Source organism: Pseudomonas sp. HD57-3 (assembly GCF_056113135.1).
In genome coordinates this window covers 2,920,407-2,940,168 of record NZ_CM148568.1, presented here as the reverse complement: position 1 = coordinate 2,940,168, position 19,762 = coordinate 2,920,407, and the positions used below count along the sequence as shown (strand labels likewise).

General features: G+C 55.5%; 20 protein-coding genes and 1 pseudogene. 8 read left to right on the top strand and 13 right to left on the bottom strand.

All coding sequences use genetic code 11. The features are described 5' to 3' along the window. Window positions 1–8: 8 nt before the first annotated feature. On the bottom strand, window positions 9–923 hold the full coding sequence (locus tag AC0R79_RS13085) for a LysR family transcriptional regulator (RefSeq protein ID WP_474734735.1): 915 nt from the start codon (window positions 921–923) through the stop codon (window positions 9–11). Between the two features lie 171 nt (window positions 924–1,094). Here AC0R79_RS13085 and AC0R79_RS13080 point away from each other — a divergent pair, with 171 nt between their 5' ends. Together AC0R79_RS13080 and AC0R79_RS13075 are read left to right on the top strand one after the other, a co-directional pair. Then, window positions 1,095–2,105, top strand: coding sequence for a zinc-dependent alcohol dehydrogenase family protein (locus AC0R79_RS13080; RefSeq protein WP_474734734.1), 1,011 nt, complete (start codon window positions 1,095–1,097; stop codon window positions 2,103–2,105). A 531-nt stretch (window positions 2,106–2,636) separates the two neighbouring features. Then, window positions 2,637–2,999 (top strand): DUF6124 family protein, encoded by a 363-nt coding sequence (locus AC0R79_RS13075; protein WP_085690553.1) that lies wholly within the window; start codon window positions 2,637–2,639, stop codon window positions 2,997–2,999. A gap of 162 nt (window positions 3,000–3,161) precedes the next feature. On the opposite strand, the gene AC0R79_RS13070 is transcribed toward AC0R79_RS13075, so the two are convergent. Beyond that, a complete protein-coding gene (locus AC0R79_RS13070) occupies window positions 3,162–4,394 on the bottom strand; it encodes an NADH:flavin oxidoreductase/NADH oxidase family protein (protein WP_474734732.1) in 1,233 nt (410 codons plus the stop codon). 74 nt (window positions 4,395–4,468) lie between these two features. Next, the gene (locus tag AC0R79_RS13065; protein WP_102688015.1) at window positions 4,469–5,548 is read right to left on the bottom strand and encodes a saccharopine dehydrogenase family protein; all 1,080 of its coding nucleotides are present in this window, start codon (window positions 5,546–5,548) and stop codon (window positions 4,469–4,471) included. Between the two features lie 194 nt (window positions 5,549–5,742). Between AC0R79_RS13065 and AC0R79_RS13060 the strand changes: the two genes are divergently transcribed. Together AC0R79_RS13060 and AC0R79_RS13055 are read left to right on the top strand one after the other, a co-directional pair. Beyond that, window positions 5,743–6,549, top strand: a complete 807-nt coding sequence (locus tag AC0R79_RS13060; RefSeq protein ID WP_474734730.1) for a type 1 glutamine amidotransferase domain-containing protein — start codon at window positions 5,743–5,745, stop codon at window positions 6,547–6,549. Between the two features lie 115 nt (window positions 6,550–6,664). After that, a complete protein-coding gene (locus tag AC0R79_RS13055; protein ID WP_127800862.1) occupies window positions 6,665–7,591 on the top strand; it encodes an acetoacetate decarboxylase (ADC) in 927 nt (308 codons plus the stop codon). A gap of 15 nt (window positions 7,592–7,606) precedes the next feature. Here AC0R79_RS13055 and AC0R79_RS13050 read toward each other — a convergent pair whose 3' ends face one another. Further along, window positions 7,607–8,086: a MerR family transcriptional regulator gene (locus AC0R79_RS13050; RefSeq protein WP_127797785.1), complete on the bottom strand. Its 480-nt coding sequence runs from the start codon at window positions 8,084–8,086 to the stop codon at window positions 7,607–7,609. Window positions 8,087–8,313: 227 nt separating this feature from the next. On the opposite strand from AC0R79_RS13050, the gene AC0R79_RS13045 reads away from it, so the two are divergent. The 3 genes from AC0R79_RS13045 (at window position 8,314) to AC0R79_RS13035 (ending at window position 11,345) form a co-directional block, all read left to right on the top strand. Beyond that, on the top strand, window positions 8,314–9,144 hold the full coding sequence (locus tag AC0R79_RS13045; RefSeq protein ID WP_048390108.1) for an alpha/beta fold hydrolase: 831 nt from the start codon (window positions 8,314–8,316) through the stop codon (window positions 9,142–9,144). Between the two features lie 167 nt (window positions 9,145–9,311). Continuing rightward, the gene (locus AC0R79_RS13040) at window positions 9,312–9,932 is read left to right on the top strand and encodes a tyrosine-type recombinase/integrase (RefSeq protein ID WP_127797784.1); all 621 of its coding nucleotides are present in this window, start codon (window positions 9,312–9,314) and stop codon (window positions 9,930–9,932) included. A gap of 429 nt (window positions 9,933–10,361) precedes the next feature. Next, on the top strand, window positions 10,362–11,345 hold the full coding sequence (locus AC0R79_RS13035; protein ID WP_071495701.1) for an LLM class oxidoreductase: 984 nt from the start codon (window positions 10,362–10,364) through the stop codon (window positions 11,343–11,345). Window positions 11,346–11,383: 38 nt separating this feature from the next. Here AC0R79_RS13035 and AC0R79_RS13030 read toward each other — a convergent pair. The 6 genes and pseudogenes from AC0R79_RS13030 to solA form a co-directional block, all read right to left on the bottom strand. Next, window positions 11,384–11,581, bottom strand: a pseudogene (locus tag AC0R79_RS13030) (monovalent cation:proton antiporter-2 (CPA2) family protein); the annotation flags it as partial. Next, the gene (locus tag AC0R79_RS13025; RefSeq protein WP_102687723.1) at window positions 11,574–11,873 is read right to left on the bottom strand and encodes a putative quinol monooxygenase; all 300 of its coding nucleotides are present in this window, start codon (window positions 11,871–11,873) and stop codon (window positions 11,574–11,576) included. The pseudogene AC0R79_RS13030 and the gene AC0R79_RS13025, both read right to left, overlap by 8 nt. 226 nt (window positions 11,874–12,099) lie before the next feature. Then, on the bottom strand, window positions 12,100–13,200 hold the full coding sequence (locus AC0R79_RS13020; RefSeq protein WP_474734726.1) for a low temperature requirement protein A: 1,101 nt from the start codon (window positions 13,198–13,200) through the stop codon (window positions 12,100–12,102). A 107-nt stretch (window positions 13,201–13,307) separates the two neighbouring features. Next, on the bottom strand, window positions 13,308–13,838 hold the full coding sequence (locus AC0R79_RS13015; protein WP_329698683.1) for a DsbA family protein: 531 nt from the start codon (window positions 13,836–13,838) through the stop codon (window positions 13,308–13,310). A gap of 11 nt (window positions 13,839–13,849) precedes the next feature. Continuing rightward, window positions 13,850–14,392, bottom strand: coding sequence for a redoxin domain-containing protein (locus AC0R79_RS13010; protein WP_474734724.1), 543 nt, complete (start codon window positions 14,390–14,392; stop codon window positions 13,850–13,852). Between the two features lie 831 nt (window positions 14,393–15,223). Beyond that, window positions 15,224–16,387, bottom strand: a complete 1,164-nt coding sequence (gene solA, locus AC0R79_RS13005; RefSeq protein WP_474734722.1) for an N-methyl-L-tryptophan oxidase — start codon at window positions 16,385–16,387, stop codon at window positions 15,224–15,226. Between the two features lie 193 nt (window positions 16,388–16,580). Between solA and AC0R79_RS13000 the strand changes: the two genes are divergently transcribed. Next, complete coding sequence (locus AC0R79_RS13000; protein WP_474734721.1) at window positions 16,581–17,912, top strand: amidohydrolase; 1,332 nt, start codon at window positions 16,581–16,583, stop codon at window positions 17,910–17,912. Window positions 17,913–17,981: 69 nt separating this feature from the next. Here AC0R79_RS13000 and AC0R79_RS12995 read toward each other — a convergent pair whose 3' ends face one another. The 3 genes from AC0R79_RS12995 to AC0R79_RS12985 form a co-directional block, all read right to left on the bottom strand. After that, complete coding sequence (locus AC0R79_RS12995) at window positions 17,982–18,233, bottom strand: pyocin S6 family toxin immunity protein (protein ID WP_474734719.1); 252 nt, start codon at window positions 18,231–18,233, stop codon at window positions 17,982–17,984. Window positions 18,234–18,304: 71 nt separating this feature from the next. Continuing rightward, entirely contained in the window at window positions 18,305–18,535 is a 231-nt protein-coding gene (locus AC0R79_RS12990; RefSeq protein ID WP_127797779.1) for a DUF7683 domain-containing protein, read from the bottom strand. After that, on the bottom strand, window positions 18,532–19,743 hold the full coding sequence (locus AC0R79_RS12985) for a colicin E3/pyocin S6 family cytotoxin (protein ID WP_127797778.1): 1,212 nt from the start codon (window positions 19,741–19,743) through the stop codon (window positions 18,532–18,534). The genes AC0R79_RS12990 and AC0R79_RS12985 overlap by 4 nt, the downstream gene beginning before the upstream one ends. Window positions 19,744–19,762 lie beyond the last annotated feature (19 nt).

Here is a 19,762-nt window from a genome sequence, read left to right as displayed (position 1 = left end):
TCATCAAGCTATGTTTCCAGCCAGTCAGAATGAAGCTGCGGAAAACGCTTTTGCAGCCATTCGATAAAAACCTGAACCTGGGGTGCCAAATGCGTCCGACTTGGGTAGAGCAACGAAACAGGGCGAGGAGCTGGCCGATAGGGCTTTAGAATTTCCACCAAACCGCGACTGGCCAAATGCTCGGCAACGGTAATCCCAGGCGCCTGGATTATTCCGAAACCCGACACGCCGCACTGGACATACGCATTCGACTCGGTGACGGTGATGCCGGCGTTACTCACAAAGGATCGATCCTGACCTTTTAATGTGAAATGCCAAGGCAATGTCCTGTTGTTCTGACCGGACAAGAAGTTGACGCCTCGATGGGAGACCAGATCGTCGAGTGTCGCGGGTTCCCCGAACTGGTGCAGATACTCGGGCGCGGCACAGGTCACCATGGTCGCCATTGCGATTGGGCGAGCGATCAAGGTCGAATCCGGTAGATCGCCAATACGCAACGCACAGTCGACGCCCTCTCCGATCAGATCGACAGCCCGGTCAGTCACGCCCAGAACCATGTTGATACCTGGGTAGGAGGCGGTGAATTCTTTAAGGCTTTTGATGAATTCCAACTGCGCGAAAGCGGTCGGGATATCGACGCGAAGTCGGCCCGTGAGCGTTGCTCCGGATCGGTCGAACATTGAGGTCGCAGCAGAAATATCCGCCAAAATCTCCTGAACCCGCTCATAGAACCTCTCGCCCTCGGCGGTAAGGGCCACCTTTCTCGTGGTGCGCTGAAACAGGCGCACGCCCAATGACGTCTCCAGTTCCTGTATATACCGGGTGACCTGGGGCCGCCCAATGTCCAGCGATTCGGCGGCTTTGGTAAAACTGCCGAGTTCCGCAAGCCTGGCAAACAGTCGCATCGATTGAAGCAGTTCCATGTCGCTACCCTATGAACCCCGCTTGACCGCGAGTTGAACATGATTGTTGCTAAAGGATAGAACAATAATGTCTTTTTCCACGCATTTATTGCGCATCGTCAAAAGCGAAAAATGCACCCGGGGCAGAACCTGTCTGGTTCGAGGCCATTGACGTGCATTTGGAGATTCGCAATGAAAGCGTGGTTATTGAAAGATTTCGGACTCGACAACCTGCAATTGGAAGAGGTCGCGACGCCGCAACCCAAGGCGGGCGAATTGCTGGTGAAGGTCGGTGCTGTCTCGCTCAACTTTCGCGACAAGGCAATCGTCGACGGCATTTATGAACCGCACATGGTGCCCAAACCACTGATCCCGGTGAGCGATGCCGCCGGCACGGTGGTAGCGATCGGTGACAACGTCACACGCTTCAAAGTCGGTGATCGGGTCAACTCACACCTTTACTCACGTTGGCTGGATGGCGAGCCAGGCCCGAACGAACCCGATTACTGCTTCGGTTCACCGCTACCCGGCGGCTTGGCCGAATACATGATCATCCATGAAGACAGCGCCGTCGGTGCCCCGGACAACATGAGCGACGAAGAGGCGGCCACACTTCCGATTGCTGCGCTCACCGCCTGGTATTCGCTGGTGGACTTTGGACAGATCCAACCGGGCCAAACCTTATTGGTTCAAGGCACGGGAGGTGTGTCGATATTTGCCGTGCAGATCGCAACTGCGCTTGGCGCGAAGGTCATCGCAACGTCGAGTAGCGATAAGAATCTGCAAACCGTCAAGGGGCTGGGGGCCGTGGCAGGCATCAACTACAGAACGACGCCGAACTGGGCGGACGAAGTGCTGAAGCTGACCGAAGGCAAAGGCGTGGATTTACTACTCGATGTGGCCGGCGGCAGCGGCATCAATCAATCGGTCGCAGCAACCAAGGCATCGGGGCGCATTGCGCAGATCGGATTTTTAACGGGGCAAACCGTAGAACTCAATCTGATGCCACTCATCTTCCGCCAGACGACCATTCGCGGAATCGCCGTGGCGCCGCGCTCATCATTCGATCGAATGAACACATTCCTCAACCAGCACAAGATCCGCCCCGTGATCGATCAGGTGTACCCGTTCGAGAAAGCACGTGAGGCTTATGAGCATCTCGCGAGCGGAGCATTTGGGAAGGTTGTGATCAAAATCGCTTGATAACCGTAAGGCGCCAATCTGGCGCCTTTTTTTGCCTGCCTCAGCGCTCAGAGGTGTGTCGAATTTCGACATCGCGAGCCGAAATCAGAGTTCTGTAGCGCAGCCGATGCTGCACACAACAGATTACGGCTGGTTTCCAGAAACGAGTAAACCGGGCAGAAAGCCGACGTGTTTAAAGGCTTTTTGGGTTCGTGTTTAGAAACGCCCGGCATTACTTCCCCACGGCTACAGCGTCTTGCGTCATTGCCTACGACTACGCCAGAATCCGCCGGCTTGTGCGTCTGGGGTGCGGGTTTTATCGTTTCCGTGTCACTGAAAAACAGTGATCGGGTTTGGTAGCCCGGATTACCTGTCGCATCGCAACACCAGATTGCAGGGACTCTTTCGCCCTCTGTTTTATGGTGGCCATGCGTAGGGCGTCTTCGGACGCGCCGGGTATCCAGGTGACCGGTCTACCAACCTCCGTATGGCCACCACCCTCGTTTGGTAGCGAGGCTGATGGCTCCACTTTCTCACCCTGGAGTTACATCTATGTTCAAGCCAACACCGAACCCACCGGAAACCGATCCGGTTTCTCCCTACAAATTCCCCGACTCCCGAACCCTTAACGAAGCGGCAGAACGCGCGCTCGATCACTACCTCACCCCGCAGCAACGGATCATGGGTAGCCACCACAAGCACGACCCCATGTACCTGGCCAACCCGGCCTACAACACAGAATCCCTCCTGGCCAACGCCAGCGAATCATTGGGATCGGCCAGTGAAATGCTCAACAACTTTGCAGCCACGCTGGAACCGGCTCATCGCAAGACTGCGATCGGGATTGCGCAGTTGGTGATGTTGAGTGAGTTGGCGGTGAATCAGGCGTTGGATCATGTTGAGGTTAAGAGCTAAACCCCTGCCCTCTATAGCGTCCGGATAGTACGCATTGACAGAGGGAATGAGCGTTGCCTGTAGCTGCCATGGTAAATGGCAGCTATTGGCCAATAGCGGACGCTCCTGTTAGTAATGACCGATACGACAAAACTTAGCTCTTCAAATAAAGAACGTATCGGCTCACATCAAACGGTTTTCCACCCACCGTCGATATTGACGAGTGCGAAATGCCATACCGAGCTGTTGCAGGATAAGCGCACGCAGCGGTGAAACGTTCGGATCGGGCTTTTTCTCTCGACTCAGCTTGCGTAACTGAAACTTCACTACCGCCATGTTTGCCAAGGATGCGATGGCTTTATTTTTCCAGGTAATCGGCGGCAATTGCGGAGCATTGTCTTTGCCCAGCAGCCAGTCCCGAGGCAAGTTGGGATCGATGGCTAACGCTGTTCCGATCCCAACCATATTAACGCCGCTCTGCACGACGTTTTCCGCCACCGCGCGGCGACGTATACCACCGGTGACCATCACCGGCATTCCGGCAACTGTTTGGATATCACGGGCGAACTCGACGAAGTAGGCTTCGCGAGCCAGCGTGCGACCATCGCGCGCCTCCCCCTGCATAGCGGGCGCTTCATAACTGCCTCCGGATAATTCCACCAAATCCACACCAAGGCCATTGAGCAGCTCAACGACCTTCTTCGCATCATCGGCGGTAAACCCTCCCCGCTGGAAATCGGCGGAGTTGAGCTTGACCGCCACTGCGAAATCCGCAGAAACCACAGCCCTGACCGCCTTGACGATTTCGAGTAACAGACGCGCCCGATTTTCTAGGGAACCGCCCCATTCGTCCGTCCTTTGGTTGGTCAACGGCGAAAGGAACTGGCTCAACAAATAGCCATGGGCAGCGTGGATTTCCACGCCGGTGAATCCGGCTTGTTCGCCGAGGCGCGCGGTGTTCGCAAAGCGTTGGATAACTTCCCTAATCACGCCGGAGGTCATCGCGTGAGGCGTGGCGAAACGCTTGGACAGTTTGCCCAAGTCCAGCGGCACGGCCGACGGCGCCCATGTTTTTTGCCCAAGATTGGACTGCATCTGCCGCCCTGGGTGATTAATCTGCAACCAGAACTGCGCACCGCCGGATCGACCAATACGCGCCCAACGCTTGAACTTGGCCAGTTGCTGATCGTCCTGCAAAACTACGCCACCCGGTCCGGTCATGGCGCGGCCGTCGACCATCACGTTGCCGGTGATGATCAGGCCTGCACCACCATCGGCCCACGCTTGGTAGAGACGCATCAGTTCTTCGGAGGGTGCCTGATCGGCGTCCGCCATGTTCTCTTCCATGGCGGCTTTGGCGATTCGGTTCTTGATAGACGAACCGTTTGGAAGCATCAGGGTGTCGAACACATTCATGGGGCAGTCCTCAACTGGATATGAGGCCACCTTAAGATTGAAGTCAACTTTAAGGTCAACATCTTTTTTCCGAATCAGTCGATGTTCATCGCGCCAGATCCTGGCAATTGCGTCACCAGCTCAGCACCTAACAACAGTGCGGGTGTGTAAGCCCCGCCAGTCGGACGCATTTGCAACAGGTAATCAACCACCGCCAATGCAGCGTCGATCGTCAGGCTGTAGACGTTCGCGGTATGCAGGCGCGCGGTTCTGCACTCACCACGGGCGTTGCGAGCCTCGCCCCAAACATAGGTGCCTTGATCTGCGCGTTTTTCCTGATCTGGGCCGACCACGGTTTTTCCAATTCGTGCTTTGAGCAACCGCTGCACGAACGACAAACCCAGCAACGGACGAATCCAATTAGCAAACCGGGCGCCGCGGATCATGCCTGCGGAACCAGGGATGAAAACTTCGATGTTGGCAATGCCGGTGGTGTGCCAAGCAGTGGAAACGTCGCCCCATGGAATAGTCATTGCCAGCTTTTCTCCGGCACCAAAGTCGATGCGACGCACCCGGTAGGCCAGCGGCACCGAGGTGATTTTGCCGTCACGGCGAACCTTGCCACCCTGCGCCATACCCTCAATTGAAGTCTTGGCAGTACCGGGCGAAAAACTTGAGCGCGAATCAAAACCCAATGCCAGATGCGTGGCATCCGGCATCGCATTTTTCAATGCAGCGGCAACACAGTCCGTAGGGACCACATCGAAACCGACGCCTGGGCAAATGACCACGCCCGCCGCCCGCGCACGTTCATTCAGGGATTGAGCGTGCTCGAATACGGCAATCTCGCCGGTGATATCCAAATAATGTGCATTGGCACGCAAGCATGCTTCCATCATCGGAACGGCGGTCGCTGAGAACGGCCCTGCACAATGCAGAACCAAGCCATGGCCTTTGATCTGAGCAAGTAAACGTACTTCGTCTTCGAGTCCAAACACCCGAGCTTCAAGACCCAACTCCCGAGCCAGGGCTTCAACTTTGTCTCGGCTACGTCCCGCCAGCACAGGTTTAAGCCCACGTTTTACAGCATCACGAGCGATCAACTCGCCGGTGTAGCCGTTGGCTCCATAAATCATCCATTTCATCTGCATATCAAGGTTGTCTTGCTGACTCATGCATGGCTCCCGAGTGGATTAGTGACGAGCGTTATTGCCTTGCTCATTCAGCATCAGACGCTAGCGTTAAAGTCAGGTTGAGGGTCAAGTTGAAGTGAGCAGCTACCAGTGGAAATTATTTGCAGCGGCGGGGTTGACCTTAAAGCGAGGTTTAAGGTGAGCATGCGCCGACCTGCTTGATTGATGGAACCCGGATGATGCTCAAGACCTTTGTTTCTTATGCGTTGGTACTGATAGGTAGCGCTTTCATGACATTTGCAAATGCTGACACCGCCCCTTCCACAATGACTGCCAAAAATCGCCAAATTCTGGTGATTCTGACCAACCACTCCAGCTATCCCTCACGAGCCGATACGACGGGGTTGTGGCTGACTGAGCTGACGCATTTCACCGACGTAGTGGAGGCAGCTGGCTACAGCACAGTTTTTGCCAGTCCCAAAGGCGGTGCGGTGCCTCTAGATGAGCGCAGCCTCGGTTGGCTGTACATGGACAAGGCCGCCCGAGAGCATTTGCAGTCCCCTGCCTTTCGCGCTCGCCTGCAAAACACACTGCCTATCGCCGATGTCGATCCGTCCCAGTTCAGCGTCATCTACTTCACCGGGGGCCATGGGGTGATGTGGGACTTCCCCAATAATCCCGACCTGCGGCGTGTCGCCGAAACTATCTACAACCAGGGTGGCATCGTCTCGGCCGTCTGCCATGGCGTTGCGGGTCTGTTGGATCTGAAGGATGAACAAGGCCAGTTGATCATCAAAGGGAAGAACATCACCGGCTTCTCTGATCGCGAAGAGCTGTTCTCCCGCATGAAAAGCCAGGTGCCCTTCTTCCTTGAGGACAAGTTGGTGAGCCAAGGCGCGCGGTACCGCAAAGGCTGGCTGCCATTCACGTCATTCGCCATCACTGATGGAAGGCTTGTCACCGGCCAAAACCCTCAATCGCCCAAAGCCGTAGCTGAAGCCGTGATGGCGGTGCTCTCTGGCGACAACAACGTAGCTCGCTGAGCCCTCAAGTAGTTCCCACCACCCGGAGAAAGACCGATTGAAACTTGCAAGCGCCGTAGCAACAGGATTGCTGTTCAGCTCAATTGCCAACCATGCGTTGGCGGGGACGCCTGAAATGCTCAGCCCGAATGAAACCAACACAATCGATATCGCAGGCCACACAGTGCCGGTCGTCAAGGGCGGCTTGTACGACCGTTATCGCTCGAATCCTCCCTTGTCGGTGATTGCAGCAGAACTGCCGGGTGTTGATTTGAGCTGGTTCAAAGGACTGGAAAAGCACAAGGTAGACATTGGCTTCGAGTCATACTCTCCGAACTTTTATTACCAGAACAGTCGGGTAACGGCTGTCTACACGGCCGACCTGGACGCACTTCGGGCATTGATGCCGCCGGAAGTATTGGCAACCGTACACCCCCTGCAAATCTGGCCGGGTCGCGGCTTGATTGCCTTTACCGCGTACACCTATGAGCATTGTGATAACGACGCCTATAACGAAGTGGCCGTGTCGATCATTACCAACAAGCCAGGCAAAGCCAATCTGGGCCCGTTCACACTGATTGGCCAGTCGATGTCTGGCGACTTCTGGGGCTATGTGCTCAAGCTGCCGGTCAATACCGAGCTTGCACGGGTGCGCGGTGTCGTCGGTTACAACCTGCCTAAATGGCTGACCGGTATTGACCGCAAAGAAGATGCCCAATCTGTGGTCTATGACATCACCGACAGCCAGACCGGAAAAGTTGACGTGTCCTTCAAAGCGAAGAAACTCGACAACCTCTCTCGCGATGTCGACATCGTCACCAGCAGCTTCACCAATCTCGATCATCAGGGCCAACTGGCATACGGGTATGCGGTTTCCCGCCAGCTCAGTCACGGCTCCAGCCGCGACGCTGATTCGGTCACCCTCACGCTGGGCGACGGCAGTCTGTCGAATTACCTCCGTGCCCTGAAGCTGGGGAAAATGATGAAGTACGAATACGTGCCAGAGTTCCAGAGTGCGCTTTATGCGCCCAAGCCACTCGCCAGCCTGATTGGCGAGCGCTGAGACCTTTTGCGCCTGTCAGGCTCCGGAGGCCTGACGGGTGTGTTTTTTTGTAGAAGACGTTACCGCGGGCCTATCTGAAGCTTTGCCAACCCCCTCTTCACGCAGACGATTTATCAGCATTTGAGCATTATCCCCACACGCCATGCCCTCGGGTTTATCTTCGATGCCCTTGATGACGACCAGAAGTTGAGCTTTGTTTTGCGCTAGCCGTTCCTGCAGAACACTGATTTCCTCTACCTTTTGCTTGAGTCCAGTGAGCAACTCGTCGTGCCGCCAGACACCAGCATTCATCGGCATCAATTGCCGAATTTCTTCTAACGAAAAACCTGCCGCCTGTGCGCCGGTTATGAGTTCTAGAACCCATTCGGTATCGGGCGCGTAGTCCCGGTAGCCATTAGCCTTGCGCTCAACGGAGCTGATCAAGCCACTGGCCTCATAGAAACGGATGCGTGACGGTGCCAGTCCGCTGATTTTCGCCAGTTCGCCTATTCTCATACATCACCCTGAAAAATCTATTGACCTTAAAGTTGACTTTAAACCTAAAGTCATCGAGCGGCCAAGCGCAACGTGTGACTTGGTCGTCATGGCGTTCGTGAGTAAGCGCAGGCTAATCCAGCAACGCACTCTGAACTGCCTACCGGAAGGGCTGCATGCTATTAACTCAAGGCCATGATCGGAACGCGATTCGATGAAGGCCTCCACTTCATTCAGGAGATACGAACATGGGGTATGTCACTACAAGAGATGGTGTTGAAATCTTCTACAAAGACTGGGGGCCACGCGATGCCCAGGTCATCTTCTTTCACCACGGATGGCCACTGAGCGCGGATGATTGGGACGCGCAAATGCTCTTTTTCCTGGGTGCCGGTTACCGGGTTGTAGCACACGATCGGCGCGGTCACGGGCGATCCAGCCAGGTCTGGGATGGACACGACATGGACCACTACGCCGACGACGTCGCGGCCGTAGTTGATCACCTGGGTGTACAAGGCGCAGTTCACGTCGGGCACTCCACCGGCGGCGGTGAAGTCGTTCACTATATCGCTCGCCATGGCGAAGACCGCGTCTCGAAAGCGGCCATCATCAGTGCCGTGCCACCGCTGATGGTCCAGACACCGACCAATCCTGGCGGCCTGCCGAAGTCAGTGTTCGACGACTTGCAGGCACAACTGAAAGCCAACCGGGCACAGTTTTACCACGACGTTCCTGCAGGGCCTTTCTATGGCTATAACCGCCCGGGTGCAAAGACCTCCGAGGGCATTGTCTTGAACTGGTGGCGACAAGGCATGATGGGATGTGCACAGGCACACTATGACGGGATAGTGGCGTTTTCTCAGACCGACTTCACCGAAGACTTGAAGAGCATCAAGATCCCCGTCCTGGTAATGCATGGTGATGATGACCAGATCGTGCCTTATGAAAATGCAGGGGTTTTGTCGGCCAAACTTCTGCAAAACAGTACGTTGAAAATCTACCCGGGCTTCCCTCATGGAATGCCGACAACCAACGCCGAGACGATTAACGCAGATCTTCTGGCATTCGTGCGGAGCTAAAAAATGGGGCGGGTTAATCCCGCCCTTTTTCCCCTTGCGACTCCAAGATCAGATTTTGAATTTCGCAAAGTGCATAAGAATGCGTTAACTGATTGTCCGCTATTGGCCGGTTAGCGACCCGTTCTCTGGTCAGCCATCCTTGTCCTTCGACACGTGGAGGACTCGTCATGAACACCTTCGATACCTGCAGCCGCCAGCCTTGGAACAAAGGAAAACTGGTCGGGCAGAAAGCTCCACTCAGACTGAGAGATATCTGGGCCATCCGGGTAAGGCTTCAAATTGCAGAACGAACCCGTGATCTTGCGCTCTTCGATCTGGCCATCGACAGCAAGCTTCGGGCTTGCGACTTAACCAAGCTTCGTGTGCGCGACGTCGCCCATGGCGAGCACGTATCACCACGCGCCATGGTGATGCAGCAGAAAACGCTACGGCCAGTGCAATTCGAGATCACCGAACAAACACGGTTTGCTATTGCGGCCTGGATACACCAGGCCCAACTCCGGAGCGAGGACTGCCTTTTTCCGAGTCAGCTGCGTACCTCAGACCATCTATCAACACGTCAATACGCACGTATCGTCAAAGGCTGGGTGGAAGCAGTTGGCCTTGATCCAGCAATGTATGGCACTCACACAATGAGGCGTACGAAGGCATCGCTGATCGATCGCAGGACGAAGAATCTGCGAGCGGTTCAACTGCTGCTTGGCCATACGAAGCTGGAGAGCACCGTTAGATATCTGGGAATTGAAGTCGACGACGCCCTAGAGATGGCGGAACAGACCGAGGTTTGAAAATGCATAGCGACGGTCGAGCCTTGACCGTCGCTAACCGGCCAGTAGCGGCCGTTCTGGAATGGCAGGAAACGACCGATAACTGCCTTCGATACGCGACTTTCACCCGCCAGCGACTCGATTGTAAGAATATGGCGGAGAGCTGCAAAACCGCCTACGCTTATAAAATGATTCCTCGAACGCCTTGCCCATCTGGTGGTATAGAGCCGAGAGATCTGACTTCCTTTGACCGTCCGCTTAACACCCACCCGGACCAACCCGCGCCTATCGCCAGCAACTGCCCCCTGAGTCCGGTCCACACGACCAGCAGTACGGCGCAACGGGTAAAAGCCAGACCCAGTCCCCCCACCTGCCGTTCAAAAGCGACCGATGCCGCAGCACCTCTGGAAACGGGGGCGCTCTTCACGTTCTGCCATGAGGTCAATCCGTATGTATCGGCCGAGCACGATTCCTTACCAGCAGCATCGAGGGTTCAGCCGAACCTTCACTCAGGGGCATTTGAGCCTTGGATTATTTTTTCCCATGGAGGCGTTCGACGGGGACACTCCGAGCATGCTCAACCAGGTCACACTGGCTAAACAAGCCGAGGCGCTGGGCTTCTGCGCGCTCTGGTTTCGCGACGTGCCGCTTCGCGACCCTGGCTTCGGCGATGTCGGCCAAGTCTTCGACCCCTGGGTTTACCTGGGTTATATGGCCGCCCATACCTCGGAGATTGCACTTGGCACCGCCTCCATCGCCATCCCGCTGCACCATCCCCTGCACACGGCCAAGGCGTCAGCCAGCGTCGATCAGTTGAGCACTGGTCGCTTGATTCTGGGGGTTGCTTCGGGAGATCGGCCAGTGGAGTTTTCGGCGTTTGGCGTCGATCCCGAAAGGCGTGGAGAGATCTTTCGAGAACACTACGAAGTGATTCGCCGCGCCCACAGCACCAGTTTTGAGCCCATCCACTGGAGCACTGGTGAAATGCAAGGCGCAGACCTGATTCCGAAACCTACCACCCAATTCATTCCAATGCTCGTGACCGGCAACAGTCGCCAGTCACTGGATTGGATCGCGCGTGAGAGCAACGGATGGATCAACTATCCACGCATTCCGAACATGCAGCGGCTGGTCGTGGAAGATTGGCGACTGGAGGTCACGAAACAATGTGGCTCTGTGTATAAGCCCTTTACTCAGTCGCTGTACATCGATCTCGATGAGAATCCGTCCACGCCACCCACACGTATCCATTTGGGTTTCAGACTGGGACGTTACCATCTACGGTTTTTGCTGGAGTCGCTTGAGGAAATCGGCGTGGACCACGTCATTCTCAATCTCAAATATGGCAAGCGCCCTGCGGCGGAGGTTATCGAGGAATTGGGTACGCACATCGTTGCGCAGTTCGGAGTGCAGCCGCGTCCGGCAGCCCATTGAACATCGGTCACTGCTACGCCGACGAATGCTCACTTGACGAAACCATAAGGTGTCACGGCGCGGATGACCTCCGGTTCTATATCAATGATGGAGATCTTCGCGCCATGAGCGACCGGTGCCCGGCAAACAATCTACCCCACCCAGCCTAAACCCGTGATGAGCACGTTGCCTTGCAGATTCTGTGCGGCTTCCACGCCGTCCATGGACTCGATTTGCGCGCGTATCCTTTCAGGGTAGCTTGGCCGCAAGGACGTCAACCTTCTCGATTGATGGCGGTTCGGCAAACAGCTCGGCAGCGTTTGCCATAAGCGCCGCCGCGACCTTGCCCGAAAGATGAGCCTGCCGGCCCGCTTCATCCGGGAATGCGTCAAAGATGCCAAAGGTAGACGGCCCCAAGCGGATTCCAAACCAGGCTGTAGTGGCTGGCTCCTCCTCCACTAAAGGAAGGCCGCTCAAGAGAAAGCGCTCCACCTCTTTCTCTTTCCCAGGTTTTGCTTCCAGACGAACGAACAACGCTACTTTGACCATGACGTGGCTCCTGTTGTTACGATGCGGCTGGTGCTATCTGGTCGCAATAGCTAAAAGGGGCATCCGGCTATTAACTATGGTCGACGACACCAGGATTACAAACCCAAAGAGACCAAGGGTAGCGTCGCATGTCGCTCGGACACTGAGAATGACGTAGTAGGCAGCGCGCAAACCGCAGACCAGCCGCGTGATCACTTTTCCCGAGCTGTGGCCTGATAATCAAGACTCAACGATATCTGAAATTCAGGAGAACATAACAAATCATGGTGACTGTCAAGCCGACCAATATGTACTCGACACGTGGTAGAAATATAACTAACCCACCTAAAGAAAACACGATCAAGGTGTTTTGCAGTATGTATTTCCTTATTCGACTCACAGCTATGAAATAGCCATATTGCTTCCCCAGGAAAAACAAGACCATGCCGGTGATCGACATAATCTGGAAATCGCGCATCGCAATGTCGTTCAGGATCGCATGCCTGATCAAATTTGCCAGAAGTGCCAGCCCCATAAAAAGAAAAAGGTGCGAGTAGATCAAGGCGTGCCCACTCATACTGCTTTGATGTTTGTTCAATAAGTAAAAACTATCAAAATAGATCCACCAGATACTGCAAATCATGATGAATCCGGTGATGGCCGCCATCACATTGTAATAACCCCATTGAATGTTAGATAAGCCTCCGGAAAGGCTAATAATTGACTCCCCCAATAAGATTAGGGTGAGTAGGCCTATGCGCTCAACCAAGTGCTCTGTGTGTGCTGGCAACGGTTTTAATTTAGTCCAGAAAAATACAGGAAACAGAATATCAAGAACAATCCCAATATAAGCAACAAGGTAACGCAAGGGCGGGTCAAAAATAACGGATGAAAGACTAACAACCGCGCTAACTAACAGGGCGAAACCAAGCCTTGAGGAAAGTTCGCCGCGAGAATCGAGTTTACTAATGGATGAAATGTACATAACACTGATGATCGCTCGTATACCAAAATAGCAGGCAATAATAAGCGGGTAGTTCACTTCCAGGTCTTCCCCAATCCGTGCCGATAGCACAATGAGCAGGAGCATTATGAATAATGTTGCCAAACGGTGAAGATTACTGTCTGTATCGAACCTGTTGGAGTAAATCGTGTGACTGGACCAGATCCACCACAACGGTACAAAAAGCAGTAAGAATGTCCATAATTGCTTATGTTCAAAATGGCCATCATGAACATGTCCGAGAGTGTGCGTAACCTGGCCTATCGTAACAACGAAAGTCAGGTCAAAAAACAACTCCAACCATGTGGCGTGTCGATTTTCTTCATAATACTTCAAAGATTTCATTAGTTGCCGGCTCCGTGTCCACCTCTTTAATGTAAAAGGAAGCTAACGTTGATTTTTCCTCGGCTCCGATGCGGGTGATGCCAAGCCGATTTGGCTCTCTAGCGATTTCACCCACGCACTAACAAAAGCTCAATCATCTGACTCATCCCGATGAACTCTGGAACTCCGTCATAGCGAAGCCCGTCAATGTAAAACGCTGGGGTGCCATTCACGCCGCTGCGTACACCGCCATTGAAATCGGCTTGTATTTTGGGAATGTAAGTATCCTCTTGCATTGCAAGATCGAATTCCTCCCTGGGAAGGCCGTGTTTGAGAACGATGGCGCGATACAGCGGCAGGCCCAATCGATCCTGATTTTCGTACAATTCGTCGTGGGCCTCCCAGAAGAATCCTCGACTCCCGGCATACTCAGCGGTGACCGCTGCACCCAATGCATGGGGGTGAGCGGTGGTCAGAGGGAAGTTACGGAACACAAACAGCAAGTCATCGCGAAAATGCTGTTGCAGATTCTTGACCATCCAATAAGCTTCACCGCAATAGGGACATTCATAGTCGCCAAATTCCACCAAGGTGACCTTGGCATGCGCACTTCCCTGGCGATGGTCGTTGGCACTTACCGGGACTTTGAGAGTGGCCATGTAATCACCTGTTAATTTTTGGTTGGCGTGCTTTGTGGCGAATTCGCCAGAGCATCCAGCGCATCCAGAATGCCGTCCGCCCCAGGGTTGATTGCCATTGGTGAGACGTAGCTCCAGGCGACCACCCCCTCCTTGTCAATCACGAACAGTGCCCTCTTACAAACTCCGAGCTGGGATTCGTACGCTCCATACTGTCGTGCCACCGCCCCTTTGGGCTCGAAATCGGCCAGCAGGCTGAAGTGAAAATTCCTATCTTTGGCAAAGGCCTGATGACACCAGGCGCTGTCAACCGAGATACCCAATAGCACCGCACCGTATTCTCTGAAGGTGGGTAACAACTGGTTGTACAAGGTCAGTTGGTCACCACACACCGAAGTCCAGTCAGCGGGATAAAACGCCAGTATCACGGGGTTCCCCTTTAACTCGCGCAGCGACAACTGTTGATCAGGGGTTGCGTGAAGAGTGAAGTCGGGCGCGACAGTGCCGGCCGGCAGCGGACCCTGAACCAGGTCGCCATTGGTTTTTTGTGCATCATCGAACTCTAAAGTATTCATTGCTTGAACCTTGATAGATGGGTGGTTGGGACGTGCTCAGTGGGATGCGACGTGCCCGGCGGGATAACTCCATCCACCATCAAGGGGTTCAAAAAAAGACAACGCTGCCTCGATCTCAGCCTGAGCCTGAGTGATTTCGGCAGCGAAACGTTCACGTTCCGCATCGAGGAACACAAGAAGATCCGCCGTGTAATCGCGGAATTGGATTAGGCCAGGTTGGCAGGGGAATGGTCAGATTCGCTCTGGCTCACCAATGACTATAGTCGTTGATGACGCTTGCCGTAGTCGCTGAACGAATTTTCGATACCCTCCAGTGCCAACAACACTCACGCGCTTATCTTGCTGCCATTTCAGGCGGCGTTTTAACACGATGATTTTGGCAGTTATTTTGCCACTTCAGACAAATCTACATCTACTTTCTGGACGACAACTGCTGCCCATTACGACAAGCAGAAATCGACCAGAGGCAGACAATGAACCGCCTTCAGGTCGACAGAATGAAGGTTGATATGGGAATGCTCTGGGCAAACGAGTCGTTGTCATTAGTGTCGGCATCGTGGGCGCTTCGCTGGCGTATCACGTGGCTGATAAAGGCGCGAATATCACCTTGGTTGAGGCTGAAGGTAATCAAAGATGCGGCTCGTGCAGCGATGGTGCTGTACCTAACGAATAGTCGAGATCGGTCTTCGGGAAGCTGAGCGGTAGCCTTTGAGAATATTGTCACTGACCGCTTTTGGCCGGAAGCAGTAGTTCCCGGATGTCCGCTACTGGCCGGTAGCGGTCGCTTGTGAGCGTCCGCTAATGGCCGAAAGCTGTCACTCGCAAGCACCGTCAATCCCGCTCAAACCGCCCCACCGAAAACAACGAAAGATCCAGCTCACTCTCCCCCCGCAAACACCACTGCGCAAACGCCTCCCCCAGCGCCGCCGAGTGTTTGAAGCCATGCCCGGAGCACGCCGACACCACCAACGTATGCAGCAACCGCGGATGTTCATCAATGATGAAATGCCGATCCGGCGTAACGGTGTAGGCGCAAACCGCTGACTTCACCACCCGATCCGTCAGCCCGGCAATGCGCCCTTTCACCTGCTGCTCGTACATCTCGCGCTCTTCCTCGGCCGAGACTGTGCGATCCAGTGTCTCAGGCGTAGATGTGCTGTGATACTGCGCCGTAGCCACCTTCAAACTGCCCTCCCCCGGCAACGCGGGAAAGCCATAAAAATCGTCGTCCGGGCCGTGAGTGAAGATGAACGTGGGTGAGTGGCCGACCAGTTCTGCATCAGGCTCGGTTTCGAACCAGAACAGTTTTTGCCGATAGACGCTGAGCAGTCTGTCGAACGGTGCGCCCAGCAAGCCGCCCGCCCAGTTGCCGGCGGTGACTACCAGTTTGTTCGCCCGCACGGTGCGCTGGTCGGTGGTGACGGTGACGCCCTGTTCGTGCGAGCTGATGTGAGTCACGGTTTCGCCCTTGTACAGCGTGGCGCCGTGTTGTTCGGCCAGTCTTAGTTGTACGTCGATGCAGCGTTCGGGCCGTACAAAACCGCCTTCGGGCTCGAAGTAGCCAATGGCGTCGTCGCGCACCTGGGCAAACTGCGGAAAGCGCTGGCGGATCTGGGCAGCGTCGAGGACTTCGTGTTCGATGCCGTAGGTCTGTGCCAGGGCGATGGTGCGCAAGGTGAAGTCGGTTTCGTCGGCGGGATCGAAGTCGGGGCTCGAGGTCAGCACCAGCAGGCCGGTCTGTTCGAACAGGGACTCGCGAGACAGCGCTTCCAGTTCGCGCCAGATGCGGTGGGAGTTGCGCACGATGGGCACGTATTGCGCGCCCTCGCCCACAGACAGCCGGGTGATGCGGGTGTCGCCATGGCTGGAGCCGAATGTGTGCGGCGGATGGTGGCGGTCGATGCCGACCACGTTGACCCCGGCCTTCGCCAGTTGATAGACCGTGGCCGCGCCCATGGCGCCGAGGCCGATGACCAGTGCTTCGCATCGTTCCATGATTGATTTCCGCTCAGGCAAAAGAGCCACAGTGAAGCGGATCGGGCGCTGGAAAACAATCCGCTGAAAGCCGCGCTCTGGCAAAAACGCGAAAAACCAAAAGCCGTGCGATTACCGGCCAGACTCGTTTGTCCCGCCTTGCATCGCGGCATACCCTCTGACGCCAATAAAAACCATAAGAGAGAGTCCCGCCTTGATCCGTTTCTGCAAAACCTCGTTGTGCCTCGCCGCTCTGTCCTCGTTCGTTGCCACTGCCAGCCATGCCGCCGATGCGCCCTGGGTCGATAGCGCCGTGAGCGCGGTCAATCAGGAAGTCGTCGACCTGCGCCACACGATTCATCAGCATCCAGAGCTGGGCAATCTTGAGTTCAAGACTGCCGCGCTGGTGGCCGAGCGGCTGAAAGCATCGAACATTGAAGTGCGCACCGGGATCGGCAAGACGGGTGTTGTGGGGGTGCTGAAAGGTGGATTGCCGGGGCCGGTCGTGGCGTTGCGCGCCGACATGGACGCATTGCCGGTCAAGGAGATGACGAACCTGCCGTTCGCCAGTCAGGTCACTAGCACACGACTGGGCAAGAGCGTGCCGGTGATGCACGCCTGCGGGCACGACACCCACACCGCGATGTTGCTGGGCGCCGCGAAGGTGCTGGCCGAGCATCGCGATCAGGTGCGCGGGACGGTGGTGTTTCTGTTTCAGCCGGCTGAAGAAGGTGCGGCCGATGTCGATGAATTCCAGACTGATACCCTGATTGGCGCGCAAGCGATGATCCGCGATGGCGCGCTCGATTCGCCCAAGGTGGAAGCGGTGTTCGGGGTGCATGTGATGGCGGGTTATCCGACCGGGCATCTGTTCTACAAATCCGGAACCGTGCTTAACAGCAGCGACTCGTTCCGCATCACGGTCAAGGGCCAGCAGACTCACGGCTCGGCGCCCTGGAGCGGTGTCGATCCGATAGTCGCCAGTCAAGGCATCATCAGCGGATTGCAGACGCTGGTCAGTCGGCGCGTCGACCTGACCCAGGGCATGGGCGTGATCAGTGTCGGCACGATCAACGGCGGCTCGGCAGCCAACATCATTCCCGAGACCGTGGAAATGACCGGGACCATTCGCACCAACAACGCCGACATCCGTGACACGATCCTGAAGAAGATGCCGCCGCTAGTGAACAGCATCGCCAGCGCCTACGAGACCCAGGCCAATCTGCTGCTGGTGAACAATGCGCCGGTGACCACCAACGATCCGGCCCTGACCGAAGCCATGATCCCGGCCCTCGAACTGGCAGCGCCGGGCAAGGTCGAGCGCCTGCCCGCCTCGCTGTCGCCGAGCGAGGACTTCTCCTACTACGCACGCAAGGTGCCGGGGTTGTTCGTATTCCTCGGCGCCACGCCGGAAGGCCAGGACATGAGTAAAGCGCCGAACAACCACAGCCCCTACTTCACCGCCGATGACGCGACACTGGCCACCGGGGTGAAAGCGCATGTGCAGTTTGTGCTGAATTATCCGGGGCGGGGTCAGCGGGGCTGATTGGTCTATGTGAAAAGGGGGCGGATGTATTTTCGTGAATACATCCGCCCCCCTTGGCTGTCCGCAGTTTCAGTACTTCGCACAGGTGCCCATGAAATACTCCAGACCGTCCGGGAAGCTGACATTCAGCAGGGCTCCCAGTGCCGCTACCTGATCCTCGCGCAGTAACAACTCACCTGGTTCCAGTTCGCTCAGGGGCTTGGACTCAATGAGCTGTGCAACTTTTTCAATCATTTCGCTACCGTCGATATCCAGCTCGAACTGCAACGTGTCGTCTTGGACGTGATCGGGGTAAAAGCCGGTTATTGAAAGGAAGAGCATGGCTTGCTCCTTCATGCAAAAAGGGGCGGATATATTTTCGTGAATAGATCCGCCCGCTTTACTTCTTCTTTCTATACGTTGCATGTCAGTTGGAAATAAAAACTTCGATCCGCAATCGACCTACCGACAAGCTTTTCGATTGCTTGCATTTGTGGCTGGCTCAAATCATAGCCCTCCCACCCCTGCGGTTCTTCTTTCCAACCCATGATGGCTTTGATTTGCTCATCACATCCCTGTGGCAACTCGATAACGAAAGCCTGAAAGTCTGTCTCGATGTCAAAAGCTTCTACTAAAAATCTCAAGGTTCAATGCTCCTTTTCTTGCCTTTTTTAGATTTTTTATTCTTTTTTGTAGATGTCGGCTCGCCTGTGTTCGGATCGAACTCTCCGAGGTGTTTACCTCTCGCATCATATTTTTCGACCGTACCGTGCATAGAGTCCCACTCAAGAATCAAGCCCTTTGCAGTTTTCCATCTTTTGCGCTTCGCCCCACCACCTTGTACAGCCGTTTTACGGCCTACGATTCTTGCATCAGGAAAGGCTGGGAGCACGTCAGGAGCCGGATGGTACTCGTGGTCCCCCGCGTGGGTGCTGACAACAATGTAAAGCGGCTTAACCCCCAACCGCACCGGAAACACCAGAATGAAATCCCGATACTCCGGCGGATAAACCGGATTCACCAGAATCCCGTCCGCCGCTTTCTTCGGCGGATACACCCAGATATGCGGCGCCTGCGGAGCAGCCTCCAGTGCAGGAATACCGAGGATGTCGGAACCGTCCACGGCAGGCGTCCAGACCAGCTCAACACCTTCGCCAAGATCCGCAATAAACCGGCTACCACGTGCAGCGAACTGCACGACATCAACCATCTCCCAATCGCGATTCTTGCCGGTGTAGAAGCCGTAACCCTTGAGGCTGCCATCGGCCTGCTGTTCAACGCGCAAGCGCACACGGGTTCGGGCCTGTTTGAGGGCGAGCAACTGGTCTTCGGTGTAGAGAGCGCTGTCGCCCAGGTTCGAGGGCATGAACATCGCCACCAAACCGAGCAACGGGCTGATGACGGCAGCAGAGGCCATCGCGGGCAATGCCTTGAACGCCTCACCGGCAAGGGCGAAAGTGCCCAGACCCGCAGGAATTGCCGTGCCGCTGATTTTCTTGAGTGCAACCCCACCGCTGTCATCGGCCTCACGGCCACCGAGCAAAATCAGCTCGCCGTAATCCTTCAGGCTGTCAGTCGGCACCATCCCCGAAGGATTCGAGTAATCGATAATCGCGTCCGGCAACTTGCAGGACTTGGCAAACACGCAACCCGCGCGCACCGGCTCAGGCTTGTTCACCGCCACCTCACGGCTGCGCTCGAAGGCGTCCTGTCTCGCCAGCATGGCGTCGTACTTGTCTTGTCGGTCTTGCTGATCGGCCAGTTCGGTGGCCGTCATGTAGCGGTAGGTAACGTGATGCCCGTCGCCTGCCGGTGGGTTGGGAACCCGGGGAATGTCCTTTTGACCAGCCACTGATTGTCCTTTCGTTCAT